Below are 22203 nucleotides of genomic sequence, written 5' to 3' on the forward strand. Positions count from 1 at the left end.
GAGGGTCGAATTCGACACGAATTCCCTATCGAAAAGGAATGATCGCAGGTTTACAAGATGACGCGAACACAGGCAGAAACATTCACATGACAGACCTTGCGCAGTCCCCTGCACCGGACATGTTTGCACCGGACGCTTCCGCCAGTGGCGGGATGGACGGGCACCTTGATATCCGGGTCGGCACGATACTCGAGGCCAGCCCGCTTCCGGATACGTATCGCGATACCTATCGCCTGCGAATCGATTTCGGGCCGCACCTTGGCGCACGCACGTCGGCCGTGCGGGTCAACCACCGCTATACGCCATCACGGCTGGCGGGGCGGCAGGTCTGTGCGATTGTCAATGTGCCGCCGCGCCAGATCGGGCCTTACCGCAGTGAGGTCCTGACCCTGAGCATGCGTGACCAGAAAGGGGAGGCCGTACTGATCCGTCCGGACAGCCGCGTCCCCGACGGAGGAAAACTGTTCTGATGGCAACCAGTTATGCGACTGTTACGTGGGACCAGCTTCATCGCGATGCCCGCCAGTTGGCGGCGGAGCTTATGCCGCGCGGCCCGTTCAAGGGAATCGTGGCGATCACGCGCGGTGGCCTGATCCCGGCCGCGATCATCGCGCGGGAACTGGACTGCCGCCTGATCGAGACGGTCTCCGTCGTGACCTATGATGAGGAAAAGCAGGGCGAAGCCTCTGTCATCAAGCGGCCCGAGGCGGCCGGCGACGGGGAAGGGTTCCTCATCATCGACGACCTGGTCGATTCCGGCGTCACCGCGCAGGTCGTGCGCGGGCTGCTGCCCAAGGCGCTGTTCGCCTGCCTGTATGCGAAACCGGCGGGCCGCCCGCTGACGGACATGTTCGTGGTGGAGGTGCCGCAGGAAACATGGGTGCTGTTCCCGTGGGATACGGCGCCGCTGTTTATCCCGCCACTGGCGCGCAGGGACGATACCTCCCGGTCCTGACCTGCCGTGCGCGCTGGCTGGCCGTTTTCGCGCGGCGTCCTGTGGCGTTCACGGGAATGCGTTGTCCCGGCAGGGTCTTTTCCGGGGCAGGCGGGTTGTCATGCAGGCACCCGAGGCGATATTTTTTTTCAATAAGGTGCTTGCCAGCGCGTTCAATGACACATAGCTTCCCCCACATGGTGACGGGGCGTGGCGCAGCCTGGTAGCGCGCGTGTTTTGGGTACACGAGGCCCCCGGTTCGAGTCCGGGCGCCCCGACCACCATATGGGAGATCGTTGTGATGCGTGCCCGGATTTATCAGGAATCAAAGACGGCCACACAGTCGGGTCAGGCCAACACCCATACATGGGTGCTGGAATACGGCCAGACCCAGCCCCGGCATGTCGATGCCCTGATGGGATGGACCGGCAGCAGGGATACGCTGTCGCAGCTGCGCCTGCAGTTCCCGACACAGGATGCCGCCGTGGCCTATGCCCGGCATAACAATATCGGATATGACCTTGAACTGCCGGTTCCGCGTATCCGCAAGCCCAAGGCCTATGCCGATAATTTCCGCTCTGATCGTATCCAGAACTGGACGCACTAGCTTCCATCTGGCACAAGGCAGTGCTCCGCGCCCTTAGCTCAGTTGGATAGAGCAACAGCCTTCTAAGCTGTGGGTCGTTGGTTCGAATCCAACAGGGCGCGCCATTTCCCAATGACTCAGCTGTCAAAAATTTTGCACGGTTTGCGGTACGCTGCGGCTCTGATGTGCCACGCCCATTCACCCGGCCGAAAGCGCCGGGCGATTGTCCGAAAACAACCCATTGATAAAAATGAAAGTTTTTGGTGAAGCTTTTTTCAAAAAGCTTCAGGAAACGTCGTGCATGTTCGCATCGGATGCGTGTGCCGTAAGAACGCCCGGATCCATCACGGCCACAGTGACGCCGCCCCCCTTGCGGATCCGACTCCCGCTGTAATGCAGCCGCCGCCTGCATGGCCGCAGAACGGGGCAACGCAGGTCGCTTGCCCCATCGCAGGCCCGCCCCGGATCAGGCAGGCACAGGCACGATGTCCGGAACTTTCTGGGGCATGGGGGCATGCCAGCGTCCCTGATCCACATCCGCGATTTCACGGTCGATTTCACCCGCGACCTGGCGCGCAAACGGGCCGAGGTGCAGGTACAGCGCGCTGGTCATGACCACATAAGGCAGCGCCTTGGGGTTATGCAGCGCGCAATCGAGCATCATGCGCCAGAACTGCCCACCCGTTCCGGGGCCGGAGCGGTGGATGCGGAACAGCAGCCGGAAGAAACTGCGCAGGTCGCCCTTGACCATCCGATGCGCCCGCGTGCGCTTCAGCATCCGGCCCAGCCGCCGCACGCGGCCGAAATAGGCCACCGGGTCATAGATCGCCCTGAGCACCGTGCGGTAATCATTCAGCACGTCACGGCGCGGGCGCAGCGTCTCGAAATTCAGGCCGGCTGTGCACTGATCGCCAGACTGCGTCTGGTCATCGGCGGGGAAAAGGCGTCCCTCGGACAGCAGCCGCCGTGTCAGTTGCGTGGTGGGCAGGGCATAGAGCAGTCCGACCATGCAGACCGGGATTGCCGTATCCTCGATACATTCGATCATGCCGCTGGCGACGCTGCCCTTTTCACTGTCAAAGCCGACGATGAAGCCGGCATTCACGAAAATGCCCGCTTTGTGGATCGTCTCGATGCTCTGTTGCAGGCTGCGCCGCGTATTCTGCTTTTTCTGCGTCATGACGAGGGTGTCGGTATCGGGGCTTTCGATCCCCACGAAGATCGCAAAGAAATTCGTCTCCGACAGGCTGCGCAGCAGGTCCGCGTCATCGGCGAGGTTGATTGAGGCCTCGGTCGAGAATTCGAACGGGTATTTCCTGTCCGCCTGCCAGCGTTTCAGGTCCGGCAGGAACTTCTTGAGCGCCTTCTTGTTGCCGATCAGGTTGTCATCGACAAAATCCACATGCCCGCGATAACCAAGCGCATACAGTGCGTCGAGTTCGGCGAGCACCTGTTCATTCGTCTTGGTGCGCGGCGTGCGGCCATACAGTTCGATGATGTCGCAGAATTCGCAGCTGAACGGGCAGCCACGCGAAAACTGTACGCCGACATGCAGGTACTGGTCGAATTTCAGCAGGTCGAAACGCGGCAGGGGGCTTTTGGTGACATCGGTCTTCCCCATGGGGGCTTCGAACACACCCTGCCGGTCGCCCCTGCGCCATGCAGCGATGAAGTCGCCCATGATTTCCTCGGCTTCGCCAAGGACCTGGAAATTCGCGCCACTGTAAAGCGCCGGGCTTGATGTGACATCGGGGCCGCCGACCACCACCGGCTTGCCGTGGGCGTGGGACATCTCGATGATGTGCTGCGCGTCGTTGCGCTGCGGCAGCATCCCGCCGGTCATCACCATGTCGGCCCAGTCGAAATCTTCATCGGTCAGGGTCTCGGTATTGCGATTGACCAGCCTGACATCCCAATGTTCCGGCAGCAGGGCGGCAACCGTAATCAGGCCAAGCGGCGCGGCGGGATAGCGTGCGCCAGCGAGGTCGCACGCTTCCTTGTAATTCCAGAACGAACCCGCGTTGAAGCGCGGAAAGACCATCAGGACCTTGCAGTTTCCGGTCATCGTGCCGCGATCCGGCGTGTCTGTGACGCCGCAAGGATCAGGCTGTTTTCCTGCTGGGTGGGGCGGGGACTGCGGACGGATGGATCCACATCTGGTGAGAGGACAATGGTCCGGCGAACGGTCGGCATATGGATCTTCCATCTGGGTAAGGGGTGCTTGTACACCCTCCGCAGCGCAATGGCGATAGAAGTTACCGGCGGGATGAAAGGCCACCCGGTCCCCGCACCCTGTGGCCTGCTGGTGTGTCAGTCCATCGCAGGCATGGGGACACCGTCCCTGGCCCGTTGTGTATCGTCGTGTTGCGCATCGGCGGCGCAAGGGCCTGTCGTGGTGGCGTCAGCGGGGGCGTGTTCTTCAGGGGAGAGAAGGGCCAGCAGTTCAGGGGGGATGGGTTCGCGCAGGACATCCGCGTACTGGCGCACAAGGCTGGCATGGACCCATTGTGGAATGCCGGAGTCCATGATGTGAAAGACGGGTGGTTCAGGGGACACGTCTGACATGGTTGCGCTCTTTGTCGTTTTGCCGATGCCGGGGCACTGGCTGGAACGACAACGCGTACCATGCTGGTCTGGTTATATTTGAGATTCAGGTCTGTCTTATTCTGTTTTGTCGGAAGATCTTCCCTCAGGGGAGCGCCCGGAATAGGGCTTCCCCGTGATCGAGTTGATCCGCACCCGTTTCGTGCGCGTCGTGGTGTCGGGCACGACGTGGCAGTCCAGTCCCTCCGCCCGGCGGGCGGCGGCAAAGCGTTCGGCATGCGAAAGCTGTGCCGCCTGATACAGAACGCGTTCGCCCAGCATGACCTTATGCTGCTTCATGCCGGTCGTGCCGCGTGGCTGCGCGTGGGGGGAAGGGGATGGCGCAAGTGATCCTCATGCATGTACCGGCGGCGGGCTCTGTGACATGGAGGCCGCGCACCATTGGGCCAGCTCCTCTGGCGGCAGCGGGCGTGAAAAGAGGTAGCCCTGGATGACATCGCACTGCATCGCCCTGAGGAGCTGGTATTGTGCCTGCGTTTCCACCCCTTCGGCAACCACGGTCATGCCAAGGCTCTGGCCGATATGCATGATGGCGCGCACCACCGAATAGACCTTGCCGGAGGGTTCCTCGAAACCTTTCATGAAGCTCTGGTCGATCTTGACCTCGCTGACGGGCAGGCTGGCAAGGTTCGACAGGCTGGAAAAGCCGGTGCCGAAATCGTCCATCGACACACCGCAGCCCAGCGCGCGGATGGCGGTGACGATCTCCACCGTCTGTTCAAAATTGTCGATCATGGTGCTTTCGGTCAGCTCGATCGTCAGCCGTTCAGGCGGCATGCCGGCTTCGTCCATGATGCGCGCGATGGTGGCGGGCAGGTTGCGGTCACGGAAATGGATGGCCGACAGGTTGACGGATACGATGGGCACGTCGATCCCCTGCGCCATCCATGCCGTCATCTGCCGGCACGCCGTGCGCAGCGACCATTCGCCCAGGACCTCGATCTGTCCCGTTTCCTCCGCCAGCGGGATGAAGCGGCCGGGGGAAATGAAGCCCAGTTCCGGGTCGATCCAGCGTGCCAGCGCCTCCACCCCATGCAGTTGGCCGCTGTCGGTCATCACCTGTGGCTGGTAGACAAGGCTCAGCCGGTCTTCCCTGATGGCACGGCGCAGGGCCGCGGCCAGGGTGATGCGGTCTTCCGCCGCGCGGTTCATTTCCGGGCTGAAGAAACGATAGCAGTTGCGCCCTGCTTCCTTGGCCTGTGACAGCGCGGAATAGGCATGTTTCATCACCGTCTTCATGTCCGCGGCGGGATCGGTGCCATCGCTGATACTGATGCCGATACTGGCGCTGGGGCGCAGTTCCACCCCTTCGATCATGATGGGAGTCTCAAGCAGCCGCAGCAGCCGCTCTGCCCGGACCACGGCCTGTTGCGGCGCGGTCTGCGTCAGGATGACGAATTCATCGCCATCGGTGCGGGTCAGGATATCAGCCGCGGGCAGGGCGCCACGCAGGCGGCGCGCGACCTCCATCAGCAGCGTATCGCCCGCGGCATGGCCCAGCGCCTCGTTGATCTTCTGGAAGCGGTCAAGGTTCAGCACCATGGTGACGCGAGGCACGGAATTCGGCCGCGCCTGGGCGCAGTACTGCCGCAGCCATGCGCGGTTCGGCAGGCCGGTCAGGCCGTCATAATGCGCCAGCCGGTCGATGGACTGGCGGGCATGTTCCTGCACGATCGCGAGCATGCACAGGTGCGCGCACGCCCCGACAACGCGGCGGCACCATGTGCTGGGATGTCCGGGTTCGGGGGAAAAGAGCGTGAAGGCACCGGCGACCTGTCCATCGCGCAGGATGATGGGCCGCGCCCAGCAGGCATGCAGCCCGTGTTCCAGCGGCACATCGGCCAGCCCTTCCCACAACGGCGATGTGGCGATGTCGGGCACGATGACCTCTTCATGCCGGTGGATCGCCGTCCCGCACGAGCCGGAGGCGGGGCCGATGCGCGCGCCGTCATACTGCTCCACCACCGCCTTGGGCAGGGACGCGCGGCCGATGGGGTGCATGACCTGCCCATCGTCCGTCATCATCACCAGTGCCTGCACGTCGGGGACGATGCGTTCGATGCGGCGGCATATGAAATCCATCACTTCACGCAGCGACAGGCCACTCGCCAGCGCCTCGACCACATCCTGCTGGAGATAGCGCAGGTCACGGTCGCGGCTGACATCGCTGAGGATGATGATGGTCTGTTCCAGCGCGCCATGCGCGTCATGGACCGGTGTTACGGCGGCACGCAGCCAGATGTTGCCGCCATCGCGGCGGCGCGCCTGGATGTCTATTTCAAAGCTGCCGCCTTCGCTGACCTGCTGGCGGAACTGCTGCAGGGTGCGGATGTCACGCCCATGGCCCGAAAACAGGATGGAAAAATCATTGCCGGCAACTTCATCTTCGGAATATCCCGACAGGATGCCGAAGGCCGGATTGACATGGGTGATCCGGCTTTCGGCATCCAGGACGACAATGCCGCGATCCGTCTCATGCACAATTGTCGCGCAGATTTCGTCCGCAAGCACATGCCCTGCGGCAGGGGACACATCGCGCAGCGTGATGACATGCAGCAGGCGGTCCCCCATGCGCATTTGGGAAACCTCAAGTTCGGCATTGAAACATGTGCCGTCATGGCGCGTGACGCTCAGCCTGTGCAGGCCGGCGCGCGGTGGGGAGGTCGGTTTCTGACCCGTCCGGGCAAGGGACGTGTCGATTTCATCGGCATGGATTTCTGCGGGCAGGACCGTGCTGCTGTGACGCCCGATCACATCATTGCGGGCATGTCAGGACATGTGTTCGGCCATGTCATTGAAGACAACGATCGCGTTGTCATCATCTACGATCACGATTCCCAAATTGTGAGGAGCCTGCCGTGAATTTCGCGGTTGATGCGGACCTATCGCGGACATTTCAGTTATTCCCCTGTCCCGTGCGGCCGCACCCTTGTCAGACATCAGGCGCATGCCACCGGGGTTGCGTACCGGTTCAGGAAAGACAAAGGCGACCCGTTCTGGAAAGGTTCGATTAACATGTGATCACATAAGCGTTTTTCTGATCTGTCCCATGAAGGACGAGGTCCTGTTGTCTCCTGCGGCAAAGTCGGTCATGAATATGGCGTTAATATGTCAAATATGTCAGGACCGTGGGGATGCCGTGTAATTAGGAAGATATTCCTTCGCGCTCCGGTATCCTGAACCGTCCATGCCCGAATGGAACGCTGGGGGCAGGGCAGGGTTGCCCGCCAGCTCGTGGCGACGTTGGCAACGCTCGGTCCGGTTCCTTATGAAATGGGCCGCGACATGCCATCGAAGGCGCAGCAACAGGGACACGACCCATGGGGATACCTGCCGACCCGCTTCTGGATATCATAAGACGCTCACTGGTAAACCTTGAATTCATCGACAGGAATTACAGGGAACATGCCGTTTATGAAATCACCCAGCTGGTGAATACTTTTCTGGGGGCTTTTATCCATCCTTTCGAGCGCTCCTCGAAAGGAAAGGCATTCATGGCGTATTTTACCGCCCGGCCGCCACCAATAGCCGTCCGCTATCAGGTCAATGAGTGTGGCGGCGTAACCTATTATGATTTCATCCAGTATGTGCGCCATGCGCTGGCGCATGGAAACATGCGGTACAACCCCAATGAAATCAAACAGATCGATTCAATCACCCTCTGGAATATCCGCAATGGACGCAAGGTCCTCAAATGTACGATAGGGACATCTGACATGAAGCGGCTGCTTCTCGACTTCCGGGACTGCCTGGAGGAAATCTACGGGCACTGATCCGGGGTTTCCTTTGCCCCCTGTAATTACTGTCTTGTTCATCCCCCGGTTTTCGATTACGCTGCCTTTTGGCGTGTCGTAGCGCTTTTTCACATGGGGTCCCCTCTCTGTCGGGTGGCCTGCGAATAAAACACCTGGCTATTGAGCCATGCGGTGAACGGCGATGCTCGTTCTGCTGCAGAAGGGAAATAAGCAGGGCGTGCCTTTACCTCGTGTGACACGCTACGACCCACCCGGCGCCAGGCGGTGCCGTCCATAAACATGCCCATTGCACGGGCAGGGTCATTAATGGCGGAGGGTCGAATACTTCTCGGTATGGTATTCGCGTGCATATTGCCTTCACGGATTAATATTGAATTTGCAGTGCCCCGAACGGCATCAGGGAAATTATCATGACTGAAACACAGCAGGATATTCAGGAATTTTACAGGAAGATCGTCGAAAGCGAACTGGGGTCCATTGCAGGGACCGACGAGGATGGAGATATTTTCTTCAATGTTCCTGATGCAGGGCGGTTTTATATCCTGCTGGAGGATGGCGATCCCTCTTATTTCCGCATGGGAATATTCAACATCATCTCGCGAAAGAGCTTCGGCGTGCCTCTGCTGGAGTTTTTTACTGTCATCAATGAGTTCAACAGGTTGAGGAAAGTCACAAAACATTGGGCGCGGGAACAGGATGGTGACCACCTGGTGTGTATTACAATAGAGGCTTTCCTTAATGATTCCAAAAAACTGCCTGATGAAGGGGTATTGCGGGCAACGATTGAACGGTGTTTTGCAATCCTGAACAACAGCGGACACGAACTGGCGGAGCGTCTGGGCGAACTTTCCAAGCAATTCGAACAGAAACCGGACTTTATCCGCCTTGCTGATGCAGATCCGATCGGGTCGGCGTAAGGCGGGCGGCAATACCGGACGTGGGGGGGCAGGACTTTTTCGGTCCCTGAGGCAATATGGATGACCGGTCATCGAGCCCTGACGCAACAGGGTAAGGTCATCCACACCAAGGCTTTCGCACTATAGTGTGCATCCGGGGGCAGGGATTTTGCCTGTAGCCCCGGTGCGTCGGCCCCGGCGCCGGGCCTGTCTGGCCGTAACAGGCATCAGGGCATCGAACGGTGCGGCATGTGTCTGGCAAAGGCCACGGCCCGCCATGGCGGCCGTATTGGACCAAATCCGCAACCACGGCATCAATACTAATTTTAAGGAAATGTGGCTCCCGAAGTAGGACTCGAACCTACGACCCAGCGATTAACAGTCGCTTGCTCTACCAACTGAGCTATTCGGGAACAGCGTGAGCAGCTTATAGCCACACAGGCCGGGGGTCGTAAACCCCCTTTTTCCACTTTTTTTGCCCTATGCCCAAAAATGGCGGGCTGTGCCATAACGTGCTGTAGACATGGCGTTAAATCAGCGGAAGGGAACGGATCACATGGGTGCGCCAGGACAGTCATGGCATTGATGCCGCGCCGCCGGGCCATGGCAGGGGCCGCCGCAGCCCTTGCCGCGGTGGGGCTGTGGGGCTGGCAGGGGCAGCGCAGGCGGGCCGGGGCACGCCATGTGGGCGATGCCCTTGATGGGCAGCCACACCAGATCGACCTGTCATGGCCGTCCGCCCCCACCTCCATCCTGTTCAACGTGGCGCAGCGGCAGGGGTTTTTCGAACGCTACCTGCTGGATGTGCGGCTGACGGGCGGAGGGGTCACGGGACGCGATGCGATCGGCGACCTGCAGGCCGGGCGCAGCAGCGTGGCCGTCGCGCCCGTGCTGTCATGGCTCGACAAGCTGCATGAGGGGGAAGTGCAGGCCCGGCTTGTCATGGGACTGCAGGCCGGGACATTCCGCCTGCTGGTGCGCCGCCGGCTGAAGCTGACCCGGGTGGAGGACATGGTGGGGCGGCGGATCGCCATCACCAACCCGGACATGGCGGACCGGCTGTTCTTTTCCGTCGTCCTGCGGCGCAAGGGGATGAACCCCGATACCGGCCCGGTCTGGCGTGTCGTGTCGCCACAGGACATGGATGGCGCCATTCGCAACGGGGATGTCGATGCGCTGGCGGTGCATGACCCGCTGGCGTGGCGGCTGCTGAATGATCCGTCGCTGGGGCTGGTGGAACTCGTCAACAGCGTGAACGGACTGTATGCGCAGCGCACGAACCTTGCCCTCGGCGTGGGGCAGGACATGTTGCGCGATGCGCCCGCCGCCGCTGCCGCCCTTGTTGTCGCCCTGCAGGACGCCGCGCGGTGGCTGAAGGCCCATATCCCGGAAACGGCAGGCCTGCTGGACGGCCGTATCAATGGCATGGCGCAGGCGGATATCATGGCGATGATGCGCCATGAGGTACTGGGCATCTGTCCCACCGGGTCCGACCTGCGTGTCCAACTGTCGCAGTATATTGACGAAATGAAGCTGCTCGGGCGGTTTCCCGACACGCTGGGTTCGGCGGCCTATGCGCGGGCCATTTCCATGGACCTGCTGCATCGCAATGGGGCGTAAGTACCCGCAGCCCTGTTACCGCACGTCACGGTAATAGGGCTGCGCCAGTGCCGCGGGCGCAGCCATGACGCGGCGCATGCGATGCCAGACGACCACCGGCACGATGATGAAGGCCACCGTCCCCAGATAGGGCAGCATGTTCAGGAATGCCGGGTCGATGGGCCAGTTGCGTGCCTGTCCCACGAAGGCCAGCGCGGTAATCAGCCCGAACAGCAGCGCCGCGCATGTCACCATGACGGGGCGGTACCCGGCAAAGATCACCAGCGCCAGCGCGATCCAGCCGCGTCCGGCGATCATCCCCTCGGACCAGACGGGAACAAAGGTCAGCGTGAGATACCCCCCCGCCATGCCCGCCATCGCCCCGCCCAGCGTGACATAGCCAAAGCGCATGGCCATGACCGGGATGCCCGCCGCATCGGCCGCCGCCGGGTTTTCCCCCACCGCGCGCATGTTCAGGCCATGGCGGGTGCGGAACATCACGAAATGCACCAGCAGCGGCAGCACGACATAGATCGGGATGATGAGGATGTTCTGCCCGAAGAAGGCCGGCCCGATCACCGGGATGGCCGACAGCAGCGGGATGGCCACATGCCCGAAGACGGTGGCGGAGGGATGCCCGGCATAGTCATGTCCCAGCGCGGTGGACAGGCCCAGCCCCATGAACGTCACCGCCAGCCCGCACAGTACCTGGTTTGCGCGCATGATGACCGCGCCAAAGGCAAAGACCATGCCGCCAAGCGCGCCGGTCAGCGTTGCCGCCAGCAGCCCGGCCCACGGATTGTGCACGCCCGCGACCGTCATGATCGCGACAACCGCGCCAAGCGCCATCAGCCCTTCGACGCCAAGGTTGGTCACGCCCACGCGTTCGGCCATGACTTCACCCAGCGCGGCAAGGGCCAGCACGCCCCCCGCCAGAACGGCGGTCGCCAGCATCCCGCCCAGCAGTGCGATCATGGCCTTGTCCCCTTTGCAAGGCTGGCGACAGGCCGGTAATGGGCCAGTTCATCCGCCAGCGCGATCATGAACAGCATCAGTCCCGTGATCGCCAGCACCACCGACGCCGTCAGTTGCTGCGTCTGCAGCACGATCCCGGCATCAAGGATGAACGCCATCAGCAGGGCGGCGGGAATGACATTCAGGCACGACCCGCGCGCCAGCACGGCGACCACGATCCCCAGATAGCCGAAATTGTTGGCCATCCCCCCCTGCAGCCGGTGGACCGTCCCCGCCAGTTCGAACATGCCCGCAAGGCCCGCCAGCCCCCCCGACAGCAGCATGACCGCGATGATGCGCGCCCTTACCGCAATCCCGGCATAGCGCGCGGCATCGGGGTTTGCGCCGCCGATGCGGATTTCATATCCCCAGCGCGTGTGCGCCATCACCCATGCCAGCAGCCCCACGATCGCCAGCCCCAGCGGGAAGCCCCAATGCACCACGCCCCAGATTTCGGGGATGGAAACCGGCAGCCGTGCACTTGAAACCTGCGCGCCCGTCACCCGGTCGCGCCACGGGCCGGTCGTCAGGTAATAGGTGAGCAGGGAGGCTACAAAATTCAGCAGAAGCGTGGTGATGATCTCGTTCACTCCGGCATAGGCGCGCGCCAGCGTGGGAATCGCGATCCATCCCATGCCCGCCACGATCCCGGCCGCCGCCATCAGCGGAAGCAGCACGATGGCCGGTGCCGGGATGAACAGGCCCACCGCCGCCGCCCCGATGGCCCCGGCATAGAACTGTCCCTCCGCGCCGATGTTCCACAGCCCGATACGGCTGCACACCGTCACCGCCGCCCCCGTCAGCAGCAGCGGCGACATGAACAGGGCCAGGTCCTCCATCCCGAAGCTCGACCCGATGGTGGAGCGCACCACCAGCAGCGCCAGGTCGACGGGACTGTATCCCGACAGGGCAAGGATGCCCGCCGTCATCAGCAGGGCGCAGGCGATCGCGCCAAGGCGCCACAGCATGATGCGCGTGGCGGGCACGACGGGCAGGCGCTGGAACCGGGTCTGCGCGGTCATCGTCCGTCCTCCCGCATGGGCAGGGTGGACGGGTCGCGCCCGCCCATCAGCAGGCCGATCGTCTCCATGTCCGTCTCATCCGCGTCCACCACCGCCATCAGTCGCCCATGGAACATCACCCCGACCCGGTCCGAGACGTTGAGTAGGTCTTCGAGGTCTTCGGAAATGAACACCACGCCCACCCCGCGGTCGCGCAGGTCCGTCAGGTAGGACAGCATGGTGGCGATCGCCCCGATATCCAGCCCGCGCGCGGGATAGGCCGCGACCAGCACCCGGTGCGCGATACGGATTTCGCGCCGCGCGACAAGGCGCTGCTGGTTGCCGCCCGACAGGTTGCGCACCGGCATGGCGAAGTCGGGGATGCCGACATCCGCCACCTGCGCGATTTCGCGCGCCAGCGTGTCGGCCGCCCCGCTGTCATACAGGCCGCCACGCCCGACCGGGGGGATGGCATATTCACGCAGCGCCATGTTGTCGGTAATCGAAAGGGCGGGGGCCAGCGCGCTGCGCAGCCGGTCCTCGGGGATATGGCCCACGCCCGCATGGGCAAAGGCGGCCGGGTCGATGCGTGCCATCTCCACCCCGTCGAGCAGGACCTGACCCCGGTCGGGTTTCAGCAGCCCCGTCAGCACCTCCGTCAGTTCGCGCTGCCCGTTGCCCGCGACACCCGCGATGCCCAGTATTTCTCCCCCATGCAGGTCCAGCGACACGTCACGCAGGATTTCGACCCCGCGCCCGTCGCGCACCGTGACGTCGCGCAGCCCCATGACCGGGGCGGCGCTGACCGGCTGTGCGCCGGGGGGACGGGTGCGCATGTTCTGGCGCACGATTTCCCGCCCGACCATGGTGGTCGCCAGCATCGCGGGCGTGCACACAGCGGTGTCATACGTGCCGACCCTGCGCCCGCCGCGCAGGATGGTGACGCGGTCGGAAATCTCCATCACCTCGTCGAGCTTGTGGCTGATGATGATGACCGCGTTCCCCTGCGCGCGGAAGGCACGCAGCGCGCGGAACAGTTCGCGTGTCTCCTCCGGCGTCAGGACGGCGGTCGGTTCGTCCATGATCATCAGGCGCGCCCGGCGCGACAGCACGCGCAGGATCTCCACGCGCTGCTGCTCCCCGGCCGACAGGTCGCTGACGCGCGCATCCGCACGCACGGGAAATCCGAACTGCTCCGCAATGGCGCGGGTGCGTGCCTCCATCGCGCGGGCGGAGGCAAGGCGCGGGGCCTCGTCCCAGCCAAGGTGGATGTTTTCCGCAACCGTAAAGGCCTGCACCAGCTTGAAATGCTGGTGGACCATGCCGATCCCCGCCCGAATGGCGTCGTGCGGGGAACTGAACACCTGCCCGTAGCCGTCGAGCAGGATATCCCCCTCGTCGGGCTGGTAGATGCCGGTCACGACATTCATCAGGGTGGATTTGCCCGCGCCATTTTCACCCAGCAGGGCATGGATTTCGCCGGGCCAGACCTCCAGGTCCACGTCCCTGTTGGCGATGACGCCGGGAAAGAACTTCCCGATGCCACGCAGTTGCAGGATGGGGGGTGTGCCCGGCGCAAGGGGCGGGCGCGTGGGAAACTCAGCCAAGACCCGACACCCCCGCCACGGCCCAGTCGCAGTGATAGATCTGGCTGTCATCCAGCGTCACGCCCGCCGGCACGCGCAGACGCCCGTGATTGTCGTAAATCGGCCCCCGGAACGGGTTGTATCCCGCCAGCATGCGTGCGCGCATGTCGTCGGCCTGCCGTGCGATGGCTTCGGGCACCCCTGGCCCCCAGGCGTCACGGTCCACCCCATGCCCAAGTGTAAGGAACGCGGCGGAGGGTTGCCACGTCCCCTCCAGCAGGGCGCGGACCTGCGCGACATAGAAGGCGTTGAAATCCAGCACCACGGAACTGACATAGGATTCCGGCCCGAACTGCAGCATGCCGGTGTTCCACATCGCCGCCCAGACGCCGCGCGCCACCGCGACCCGAAGGTAGGCCGGTTCGTCCATGATCCCGCACAGGAAGTCGCAGCCATTATCCACCAGCGCTGTCGCCGCCTGTGTCGCGGCCTGCGGGTCGAACCATGCGTTGATGGTGATGCCCTGCAGCGTGATGGCCGGGTTGACCGACCGCGCGCCCAGCAGGGTCGCATTCGCGCTGGCATAGACCGAGGGGATGGGAAACGCGCCAAGGAAGCCGATCCTGCCCGTTTTCGAAAGCAGGGCGGCGGCGATCCCCAGGATGTAGCTGGCATACCAGTGGCTGACATAATACCAGCCAAGGTTGGGCGTCAGCGAGTTGCCATCACATTCCATGAAGGCGACATCGGGCGCGCGGTCGGACACGTCCTTGATGAAGTCGCCATATTCCGACGTGGCGAAGACCATGTTCGCCCCTTCGGCCACGAACTGCCGGAAGATGCGCGTCGCATCGGCAGAGTAGGGGACGCTTTCGACATAGACGGTGCGAATCCCCGGAAAGGCCTGCCGCACGGCCTGCACGCCGCGGTTATGCACCATGCTCCACCCGCCATCGGTGATCGGGCCGGTATGGCCAAAGGCGACCAGCGCGTCTTTCTGCGTGATCGGCCCGCGTGGCGTGCCCGCCCGTGCGGGACGGCCCGGCAGCAGCGATGATCCTGCCGCCATCCCCGCAAGGCCGAGCATGGCGCGTCGTGAAGCCAGTAACCGCCCCCGCGGCCCTGTAACATTCATGATCCTGTCTTTCCCCCGGTCATGACGCCCATGCCTTCCCCCGGTGTGGGCGTCGTCTCAAATCGGTTATGGCGCTTCGTTTCCCTCCACAAGGTCGCGCGTGGCGATGATGCCGATCCCCCCGTCGTGCAGCGCACGGTGGGCATCGCGCCTGTCATCATTGATCGCGGCGCAGGCGTCGTCGAGTACAAAAGTGTCGAACCCCGCCGCCGCCGCATCAAGCGCACTGGCCCGCACGCAGTAATCCAGCGCGATGCCGCAGACGAAGACACGCCGGATGCCACAGGCCGAAAGCCATGGCGCAAGCCCGCTGTCATGCCCCCCGTCATTGTCGTGGAACGCGGAATAGCTGTCGATGCCGGGCAGCATCCCCTTGCGCAGGACAAGCCCGATACGCGCCTGCGCCAGTGCATCGGGGAAGGCCGCGCCCCATGTCGCGGCGACGCAGTGTTCGGGCCAGCGGTCCGGGGCGGGCATGCCATCCGCCATGAAGGAGACATGCCCGCGCGGGTGCCAGTCCTGCGTTGCGACGATACGGCCGAACGGCAGGTCCTGCAGGCGGTTGATGACCGGGATGATCCGCGCGCCCTGTGCCACGCCCAGTGCCCCGCCGGGCAGGAAATCATTCTGCACATCGACAATCAGCAGTGCGTCGCGACCATCGATGGCAGGGGCGGTGCTCATGATGCCGGGGCCAGTCCCGCCAGCGCGCGCCAGCCGGCCTCGTCCACGGTCTGCAGGCCCAGTTCCGCCGCCTTGCGCGCCTTCGACCCCGCCTTTTCGCCCAGCACGACAATGTCCGTCTTTTTCGAGACACTGTCGGACACGCGCGCGCCCATGCGTTCGGCAATGGCGCGGGCTTCGGGCCTGCTCATGGTCGTCAGCGTGCCGGTAAAGACGATGACCTTGCCTGACAGTTCGCCCGTCGCCAGCATTTCCTCGTCCGTGATGGCCTCCAGCACCTGCGTCAGGTCATCGAGTGTCTGGCGGTTGTGGTCTTCGAGGAAAAAAGCCACCAGTTCGTCGGCAATGGCGCTGCCGATCCCGGTGATGCTGCCCAGTTCCAGCCGTTCGTCCGACCCCACGGTGGTCGCGCGCAGCATCTGCCGGTGCCAGTTTTCATACGACCCGTAATGCCGCGCCAGCAGGCGCGCCGTGTTGATCCCGATCCGGCGGATGCCCAGCGCATAGATGAAGCGTGACAGGGAAATCGTCCGCCGCGCCGCGATCGCATTCACCAGGTTGCGCGCGGAGACGACGCCCCATCCGGGCCGTTCTGCAATAGCCTCCTCGTGCTTGGGCAGGCGGAAGATGTCGCCCGGCGTGGCCAGCAGCCCGTCTTCATGGAACTCCGCAATGGTGCGGTCGCCCAGTCCCTCGATATCGAACGCATCGCGGGAGACGAAATGGATCAGCCGTTCCACCAGTTGCGCCGGGCACGTCAACCCGCCGGAGCAGCGCCATACGACCTCGCCCTCCGGCCGTTCGGCGCGGGCATGGCAGACGGGGCAGGCATGGGGAAAGACGAACGGGTGGGAGGGATGGTCGCGCGGCTGCACGATGTCGAGCACCTGCGGGATGACATCGCCCGCGCGCTGGATGCGCACAAGGTCGCCTTCCTGCACGTCCTTGCGCGCGATCTCGTCCTCGTTATGCAGGCTGGCGCGCGTGACGATCACGCCGCCCACATTCACCGGCTCCAGTATGGCGACGGGGGTCAGCGCGCCGGTGCGTCCCACCTGTATGTCGATTTTCGTCAGGCGCGTGATCGCCTGTTCGGCCGCGAACTTCCACGCCACGGCCCAGCGCGGCGCACGCCCGGCAAAGCCGAGCCGCTCCTGCAGCGCGCGTTCGTTGATCTTGTACACCACCCCGTCGATATCGTAATCGAGGGCGGAGCGTTCGCGCGCGATCCGCTCCATGAAGGCTTCCGCCTCCGCCACATTCGCGACCTGCGAACATAGCGGACTGACCGCGAACCCCCATTGCGCAAGCCTGTGCAGGTATTGGGCATGCGTGTCGGCAACCGGCGCGCTGGAATAGCCCAGCGCATAGGCGAACAGCGACAGGGGGCGCTGGCGCGTGATGTCGGGGTCAAGCTGGCGCAGCGACCCGGCCGCCGCGTTGCGCGGGTTGGCAAAGGGCTTCTGCCCCGCTGCAACCTGCGCCGCGTTGAGCGTCAGGAAGTCCGGTTTGGCCAGGAAGACCTCGCCCCGGATCTCGATCAGGTCGGGGGCGGGGCCATGCAACTGCTGCGGCAGGTCGCGCAGCGTGCGCAGGTTGGCGGTAACGTCCTCTCCCTCGGTCCCGTCGCCACGGGTGGTGCCGCGCACGAAATGCCCGTTTTCATAGGTCAGGCTGATCGACAGGCCATCGATCTTGGGTTCGGCCACGAAGTCAAGCTCCATGGCCTGCGCGTCATCCAGCCCGAGGAAGCGCGCGGCGCGGCTGATGAAGCCCTCGAATTCCTCCCGGCTGAACACGTTGTCGAGCGAGAGCATCGGCGTCAGGTGCCGGTGGCGGCGGAATACGCCGGCAGGTGCCGCGCCCACGCGGGTTTCGGGACTGTCGTCGCGGCGGGCGTCTGGATGGGCCCGTTCCAGTTCGGCATTGCGCCGGCGCAGCGCGTCATAGACTGCATCCGTGACAACCGGCGCGTCATCCTGATGGTAGGCGCGGTCAAGCCGTGCGATCACATCGGCCAGCAGCGCAAGTTCCGCTGCTGCCTGCGGGGCGGAAAGTTCCGGCCCCTGCGCGCGTTCAAGGATGTCCTGACAGGACCGTGCCAGGTCCCCGGCCGTATCCGTCATGTCATTCCCCTTTCAGAAGGCTGTCGGCGGCGGCGCGTGCGGCGGGCGTGATCGTGTCACCCGACAGCATGCGGGCGATTTCCTCCAGCCGCGCCTCGCTGTCGAGGGGGGCCGCATGCGTTTCCGTCCGGTCGCGCGTCACTTTCTTGCTGATGCGCAGGTGCGCATCCCCGCGTGCCGCGACCTGCGGGCTGTGCGTGACGACCAGCACCTGCACGTCGCGCCCGACCATGTACAGCCGCTCCCCGATGGCCGACGCCGTGGCGCCGCCAACACCGGAATCGACCTCGTCGAACACCAGCGTGGGAATCGCGGAACGTCCCGCCAGCACGACCTTCAGCGCCAGCATCAGCCGCGAAAGCTCGCCCCCCGACGCCACCTTCGCCAGCGGTCCCGGCGGCTGGCCCGGATTGGCGGCGATCAGGAAGGAGGCCTGCTCCTTGCCGCGCAGGTTCCATGCCTCCGGCGGCAGGGGGAGAAGCTCGACAATGAAGCGCGCGCGCTCCAGCCGCAGCGGGCGCAGTTCCGCCATCACCGCCGTCTCCAGCCTGCGGGCGGCCTTTTCACGCGCGGCGGTCAGTTTCTGCGCCGTCTCCTCGAACTTCGCGCGGGTCTCCGCCACGGCGGCCTCCAGCACCTCGATGCGGGCATTGCCTGAATCCAGCGCGCTGAGCCGTTCGTTGAACGCACTCAGCAGGCCCGGCAGTTCCGGCACCGACACCCCGTGCTTGCGGGCCTCGGCGCGCAGGGCGAACAGCCGCTCCTCGGTCTGTTCCAGCAGGCGCGGGTCGGCCTGCGCGTCGGAGGCAAGGCGCGAGAGCAGGCTTTCCGCTTCGGCAAGGGCTTCTTCGGCACGTTCCAGCGCATTCAGCGCCTCCTGCGCCGCGGCCTGTTCCTCTGCCCCGATCGCACCGGGATTGAGGTCGGTCGGCGCGGGCAGCAGGCGTTGCAACGCGCGGCTGGCATTGCGCAGGGCAGAGGCGGGATTGACCCCCCGGCGTTCGCGCGGCGACAGGTCGCTCAATGCTGCGGCGATCGCCTCCGCCCGGCGTTCGCCCTGCTGCAGCGACTGGCGCAGGCCCGCAAGCTGCGTTTCCTCGTCCTCCAGCGGGGCGAGGGTGGACAGGTCCTCCGCCGCCTGGCGCAGCCAGTCTTCCTCCCGCGCGGCACTTTCCATCTCCGCGCGCGCGGCGGCCAGTTCCGCCGTCGCCTCGATCCATGCGCGATAGGCCCGCGCGGTGTTCGTGCGCAGCGCAGGCGCCACGCCAAAGGCGTCGAGCAGGTCGAGGTGGGTGCCCTGGTCCGCCAGCCCCATCTGTTCATGCTGCCCCTGGATTTCCACCAGAAGCGACGCCGCCCGGCGCAGCAGCGTGACGCCAACGGGCTGGTCATTGATATAGGCGCGCGAACGCCCGTCGACCGTGACGATACGGCGCAGCAGGATCGGCTCGCGCGGTTCCTCTATGGCGATGCCCTGCTCCGCAAGCAGCGTGTGCACGGGATGGTCGGCCACGATGTCGAAGCTCGCGCTGACGCTGGCCTGTTCCGCGCCCGCCCGCACCAGCGACGCGCTGGCGCGTTCGCCAAGCGCGAGGCCGAGACTGTCAAGGAGGATGGATTTCCCGGCCCCCGTTTCCCCCGTAAGCACCGTCAGGCCGGCGATGAAGGAAAGGTCGAGCTTCTCGATCAGGACGACATCGCGAATCGAGAGATGTGTCAGCATGCACAGGGTCCGATCAACAGGTCAGGCAGAATGGGCGGGACCTAGAAGACCGAATGCCATGCCCGCGAAAATGCGTTGCGCCCCTGCTTGCTGGCGTGGGGGGGAACGCCCTTGATGAGATGATGGTCACGCAGATGGTCATAGGCGTCACGATACCATTTGCTGTCAGGGTAGTTGTAGGCCAGCACCGCGCCGGTCTTGCGCGCCTGTTCCAGCAGGCCGAGGTCGAGGTACACTTCCACCAGTCGCTCCAGCGCTTCGGGGACATGGTTGGTGGTCTGGAAATCCTGCACCACGCGCTGGTAGCGGTTGACCGCCGCCTGATAATTGCGCTGCTCCTGATAGAAACGCCCGACCAGCATTTCCTTGCCCGCCAGATGGTCGCGGCACAGGTCGATCTTCAACTGCGCATCGCGGGCATACGGGGTCTGGGGAAAGCGGGTGATGACCTCTTCAAGGGCGTCCATCGATTCGACGGTGCCCTGCTGGTCACGCTGCACATCGGCGATCTGTTCGTAATAACACAGCGCGCGCAGGTAGAAGGCATAGGCCGCGTCAGAACTGGTGGGATGCAGTTCAAGGAATCGGTCGAGCTGCTGCACGGCCTCGGGATACTTGCTCTGCAGGTAGTCGGAATATCCCTCCATCAACTGTGCGTTGGCGGTGTACTGGGAGTAGGGATAGTTGCGCTGCAGGACGTCGAACTGGATGGTCGCAAGGACGTAACGGTTACTGCGCAGGGCATCAACACCATGATTATACAGGGTTTCCGCCGAACCCACGCGGGGTGCGTGCTCCACGATCGCGCTGTTGCCGTTACACGCCACGAGCAGGCCGAGCGCGGGGAGGGCAAGCAGGCGTGGCAGGATGCCACCAGATCGGCGGAGAAGGGGGATGTGTCGGGTTCTGCGTCGTGACATGCCGGCTCTTCCAGTTGCGCGTGCTTTATATCATGTGCGCAAGCGGGGTGAAGAGCATCGTACCGTTTTCATGCGCTTCATGCGGCGGCGCGGCCAATCTGCCCCCTGTGCAGCGGCACGCCATGCAGGCGCCATGCGGCCGTATCGGCCATCAGGGTGCGCAACAGGCGGTTGTTCAGGGTGTGCCCGGATTTATGCCCATGGAAATCGCCATGGATCACGGCACCGGCCAGGTACAGGTCCCCGATCACATCGACAACCTTGTGGCGCACGAACTCATCGGGCCTGCGCAGGCCGGTGGGATTGAGGATGCGGTCATCATCGACAACGATGGCATTGTCGAGCGATCCGCCACGCGCAAGGCCCGCCGCATGCAGGGCGTCGATTTCCTGGCGCAGGGTGAAGGTGCGGCAGTTTTCAAGGTCGCGCCGGAAGGAGGAGGCACAGACCCGTGCCGAAAAGATCTGCCGCCCGATCGCCTGTGCCGCGAAATCGATCGACATGCTGATGTTCAGGCCATCGGTGGAAGGGGGGGAAAGTTCGGCAAAGGCGTCCCCGTCCTCCACCCGCACGGTGCGCAGGATCTCCAGCGTCGGGCGGCCGGCGGACTGGCGTTCCCGTCCCGCGCAGTCAAGCAGGAACATGAATTCGGACGCGGACCCGTCGAAGACCGGCACTTCCGGCCCGTCGAGGTCGACATATGCGTTGTCGATGCCACAGCCACACAGGGCGGACATCAGGTGTTCGATGGTCGCCACCCGCAGGGCCGACGTGGGGGAGGGGTCGCCGATGACCGTGCTCAGCCGCGTGTCGACCACATGGTCGTACGTTGCGGGGATGATGCGGTTTTCAAGGTCGGTGCGGCGGAAGATGATGCCCGTGCCGACCGGGGCGGGGGACAGCGACAGCGAAATGCGCCGTCCGGTATGCAGTCCCGTGCCGATGCTGCTGATGGGACGGCGCAGTGTGTGCTGCCACATGGCGTCTGGCGCATCGGGCCGGGGCATGACCGTTTCGGTAACGCACGCATCGGCAAGTTCATGCGGACCTATCGACATGCCATCCATTGTGCGCATCCCTCGATACAGGTGAATGTGTTGGCTACGGAGCAGGTCAGGGAATACTAGGCCGGACCTGTCCTGTTTAACCAGTCAATGATTATTGCCAACCGTTACCATGCCTGCGCACCTGAAAAAAACAGGGCCGGAGGGGGCGTTACATTCCGCAACGCCCCCTCCGGCCCCGGCTTTGGGGCCTAGCCGCGACGCAGGAACGCGGGAATGTCGAGCCCATTGTCATCGGGCGTGCCGCCACCCTGCGGCGGCGCCTGTGGCGGGCGGCCCTGCGGCTGCTGGAGTGACGGTTCGGCGCGTTCCGGGCCACCCTGCGGGGCGGACTGGGGGGCTGCCGGCTGCGGCGGGACGGCCGAACGGCGGCGCAGCGCGCCGGTGACGACGCCAAACAGGCTGCGCGACTGCGGCGGCGGCGGGGCTTCGGCGGCCTTTGCCCCGTCCGAGAACAGTGAGGAACGCGGCGACCCGCGCTGCGCCTGCGCCACCTGTGGGGGCACCGTATGCGGCGAAGGGGCCGAAGGCGGCATGTTGGGCTGGCGCAGCGGCGTCGCGCCGGCCGGCACGTGG

Annotated in this window: 21 protein-coding genes, 3 tRNA genes and 1 pseudogene; 9 read left to right on the top strand and 16 right to left on the bottom strand. The window is 64.2% G+C overall.

Annotated elements, in window-relative coordinates; all coding sequences use genetic code 11:
- Positions 1 to 86: 86 nt before the first annotated feature.
- From KMAL_RS02905 to KMAL_RS02925, 5 genes are all read left to right on the top strand, one after another.
- Positions 87 to 470, top strand: a complete 384-nt coding sequence (locus tag KMAL_RS02905; protein WP_408887879.1) for a tRNA-binding protein — start codon at positions 87 to 89, stop codon at positions 468 to 470.
- On the top strand, positions 470 to 955 hold the full coding sequence (gpt, locus tag KMAL_RS02910; RefSeq protein ID WP_110094262.1) for a xanthine phosphoribosyltransferase: 486 nt from the start codon (positions 470 to 472) through the stop codon (positions 953 to 955). Before KMAL_RS02905 ends, gpt begins: the two co-directional genes overlap by 1 nt.
- Positions 956 to 1138: 183 nt before the next feature.
- Positions 1139 to 1215, top strand: a tRNA-Pro gene (locus KMAL_RS02915).
- A gap of 20 nt (positions 1216 to 1235) precedes the next feature.
- Positions 1236 to 1541 carry an ETC complex I subunit gene (locus KMAL_RS02920; protein WP_110094263.1) on the top strand — a complete coding sequence of 102 codons (306 nt, stop codon included), beginning with the start codon at positions 1236 to 1238 and terminating at the stop codon, positions 1539 to 1541.
- Between the two features lie 27 nt (positions 1542 to 1568).
- Positions 1569 to 1645 (top strand) — tRNA-Arg (locus KMAL_RS02925).
- Positions 1646 to 1986: 341 nt separating this feature from the next.
- On the opposite strand, the gene KMAL_RS02930 is transcribed toward KMAL_RS02925, so the two are convergent.
- The 5 genes from KMAL_RS02930 to KMAL_RS02945 form a co-directional block, all read right to left on the bottom strand.
- Complete coding sequence (locus KMAL_RS02930) at positions 1987 to 3585, bottom strand: B12-binding domain-containing radical SAM protein (RefSeq protein ID WP_110094264.1); 1599 nt, start codon at positions 3583 to 3585, stop codon at positions 1987 to 1989.
- Positions 3582 to 3713, bottom strand: coding sequence for a hypothetical protein (locus tag KMAL_RS17765; protein ID WP_275399298.1), 132 nt, complete (start codon positions 3711 to 3713; stop codon positions 3582 to 3584). Before KMAL_RS17765 ends, KMAL_RS02930 begins: the two co-directional genes overlap by 4 nt.
- 117 nt (positions 3714 to 3830) lie before the next feature.
- Positions 3831 to 4085 (bottom strand): hypothetical protein, encoded by a 255-nt coding sequence (locus KMAL_RS16855; protein WP_146044137.1) that lies wholly within the window; start codon positions 4083 to 4085, stop codon positions 3831 to 3833.
- A gap of 96 nt (positions 4086 to 4181) precedes the next feature.
- The gene (locus tag KMAL_RS02940) at positions 4182 to 4403 is read right to left on the bottom strand and encodes a hypothetical protein (RefSeq protein ID WP_110094266.1); all 222 of its coding nucleotides are present in this window, start codon (positions 4401 to 4403) and stop codon (positions 4182 to 4184) included.
- Positions 4404 to 4457: 54 nt separating this feature from the next.
- Positions 4458 to 6695 carry an EAL domain-containing protein gene (locus tag KMAL_RS02945; protein ID WP_167400031.1) on the bottom strand — a complete coding sequence of 746 codons (2238 nt, stop codon included), beginning with the start codon at positions 6693 to 6695 and terminating at the stop codon, positions 4458 to 4460.
- Between KMAL_RS02945 and KMAL_RS17110 the strand changes: the two genes are divergently transcribed.
- The 3 genes from KMAL_RS17110 (at position 6675) to KMAL_RS02960 (ending at position 8796) form a co-directional block, all read left to right on the top strand.
- A complete protein-coding gene (locus KMAL_RS17110) occupies positions 6675 to 6986 on the top strand; it encodes a hypothetical protein (protein ID WP_167400030.1) in 312 nt (103 codons plus the stop codon). The two genes, KMAL_RS02945 and KMAL_RS17110, sit on opposite strands and share 21 nt — an antisense overlap.
- A 458-nt stretch (positions 6987 to 7444) precedes the next feature.
- The gene (locus tag KMAL_RS02955) at positions 7445 to 7897 is read left to right on the top strand and encodes a HEPN family nuclease (RefSeq protein WP_110094269.1); all 453 of its coding nucleotides are present in this window, start codon (positions 7445 to 7447) and stop codon (positions 7895 to 7897) included.
- 392 nt (positions 7898 to 8289) lie between these two features.
- Positions 8290 to 8796: a hypothetical protein gene (locus KMAL_RS02960; protein ID WP_110094270.1), complete on the top strand. Its 507-nt coding sequence runs from the start codon at positions 8290 to 8292 to the stop codon at positions 8794 to 8796.
- Positions 8797 to 9112: 316 nt separating this feature from the next.
- On the opposite strand, the gene KMAL_RS02965 is transcribed toward KMAL_RS02960, so the two are convergent.
- A tRNA-Asn gene (locus tag KMAL_RS02965) sits at positions 9113 to 9188 on the bottom strand.
- A 163-nt stretch (positions 9189 to 9351) separates the two neighbouring features.
- On the opposite strand from KMAL_RS02965, the gene KMAL_RS02970 reads away from it, so the two are divergent.
- The gene (locus KMAL_RS02970; protein WP_110094271.1) at positions 9352 to 10395 is read left to right on the top strand and encodes an ABC transporter substrate-binding protein; all 1044 of its coding nucleotides are present in this window, start codon (positions 9352 to 9354) and stop codon (positions 10393 to 10395) included.
- Positions 10396 to 10410: 15 nt separating this feature from the next.
- On the opposite strand, the gene KMAL_RS02975 is transcribed toward KMAL_RS02970, so the two are convergent.
- The 10 genes and pseudogenes from KMAL_RS02975 to KMAL_RS03020 all read right to left on the bottom strand — a co-directional run.
- Complete coding sequence (locus KMAL_RS02975; protein WP_110094272.1) at positions 10411 to 11349, bottom strand: ABC transporter permease; 939 nt, start codon at positions 11347 to 11349, stop codon at positions 10411 to 10413.
- Positions 11346 to 12410: an ABC transporter permease gene (locus tag KMAL_RS02980; RefSeq protein WP_110094273.1), complete on the bottom strand. Its 1065-nt coding sequence runs from the start codon at positions 12408 to 12410 to the stop codon at positions 11346 to 11348. Before KMAL_RS02980 ends, KMAL_RS02975 begins: the two co-directional genes overlap by 4 nt.
- A complete protein-coding gene (locus tag KMAL_RS02985; RefSeq protein WP_408887880.1) occupies positions 12407 to 14047 on the bottom strand; it encodes an ABC transporter ATP-binding protein in 1641 nt (546 codons plus the stop codon). Before KMAL_RS02985 ends, KMAL_RS02980 begins: the two co-directional genes overlap by 4 nt.
- Positions 13989 to 15110: a BMP family ABC transporter substrate-binding protein gene (locus KMAL_RS02990; RefSeq protein ID WP_110094275.1), complete on the bottom strand. Its 1122-nt coding sequence runs from the start codon at positions 15108 to 15110 to the stop codon at positions 13989 to 13991. The genes KMAL_RS02985 and KMAL_RS02990 overlap by 59 nt, the downstream gene beginning before the upstream one ends.
- 66 nt (positions 15111 to 15176) lie before the next feature.
- Complete coding sequence (locus KMAL_RS02995; protein WP_110094276.1) at positions 15177 to 15794, bottom strand: isochorismatase family protein; 618 nt, start codon at positions 15792 to 15794, stop codon at positions 15177 to 15179.
- A complete protein-coding gene (ligA, locus tag KMAL_RS03000) occupies positions 15791 to 17920 on the bottom strand; it encodes an NAD-dependent DNA ligase LigA (protein ID WP_239019912.1) in 2130 nt (709 codons plus the stop codon). Before ligA ends, KMAL_RS02995 begins: the two co-directional genes overlap by 4 nt.
- Position 17921: 1 nt before the next feature.
- Positions 17922 to 19643 (bottom strand): DNA repair protein RecN, encoded by a 1722-nt coding sequence (gene recN, locus KMAL_RS03005; protein WP_110094277.1) that lies wholly within the window; start codon positions 19641 to 19643, stop codon positions 17922 to 17924.
- Positions 19644 to 19684: 41 nt separating this feature from the next.
- Complete coding sequence (locus KMAL_RS03010) at positions 19685 to 20563, bottom strand: outer membrane protein assembly factor BamD (protein ID WP_110094278.1); 879 nt, start codon at positions 20561 to 20563, stop codon at positions 19685 to 19687.
- Positions 20564 to 20640: 77 nt separating this feature from the next.
- Entirely contained in the window at positions 20641 to 21630 is a 990-nt protein-coding gene (gene lpxC / locus KMAL_RS03015) for a UDP-3-O-acyl-N-acetylglucosamine deacetylase (protein ID WP_110094292.1), read from the bottom strand.
- Positions 21631 to 21818: 188 nt separating this feature from the next.
- Positions 21819 to 22203: pseudogene (locus tag KMAL_RS03020) on the bottom strand (cell division protein FtsZ); the annotation flags it as partial.

Source organism: Novacetimonas maltaceti (genome assembly GCF_002906255.1).
Lineage (GTDB): Bacteria > Pseudomonadota > Alphaproteobacteria > Acetobacterales > Acetobacteraceae > Novacetimonas > Novacetimonas maltaceti.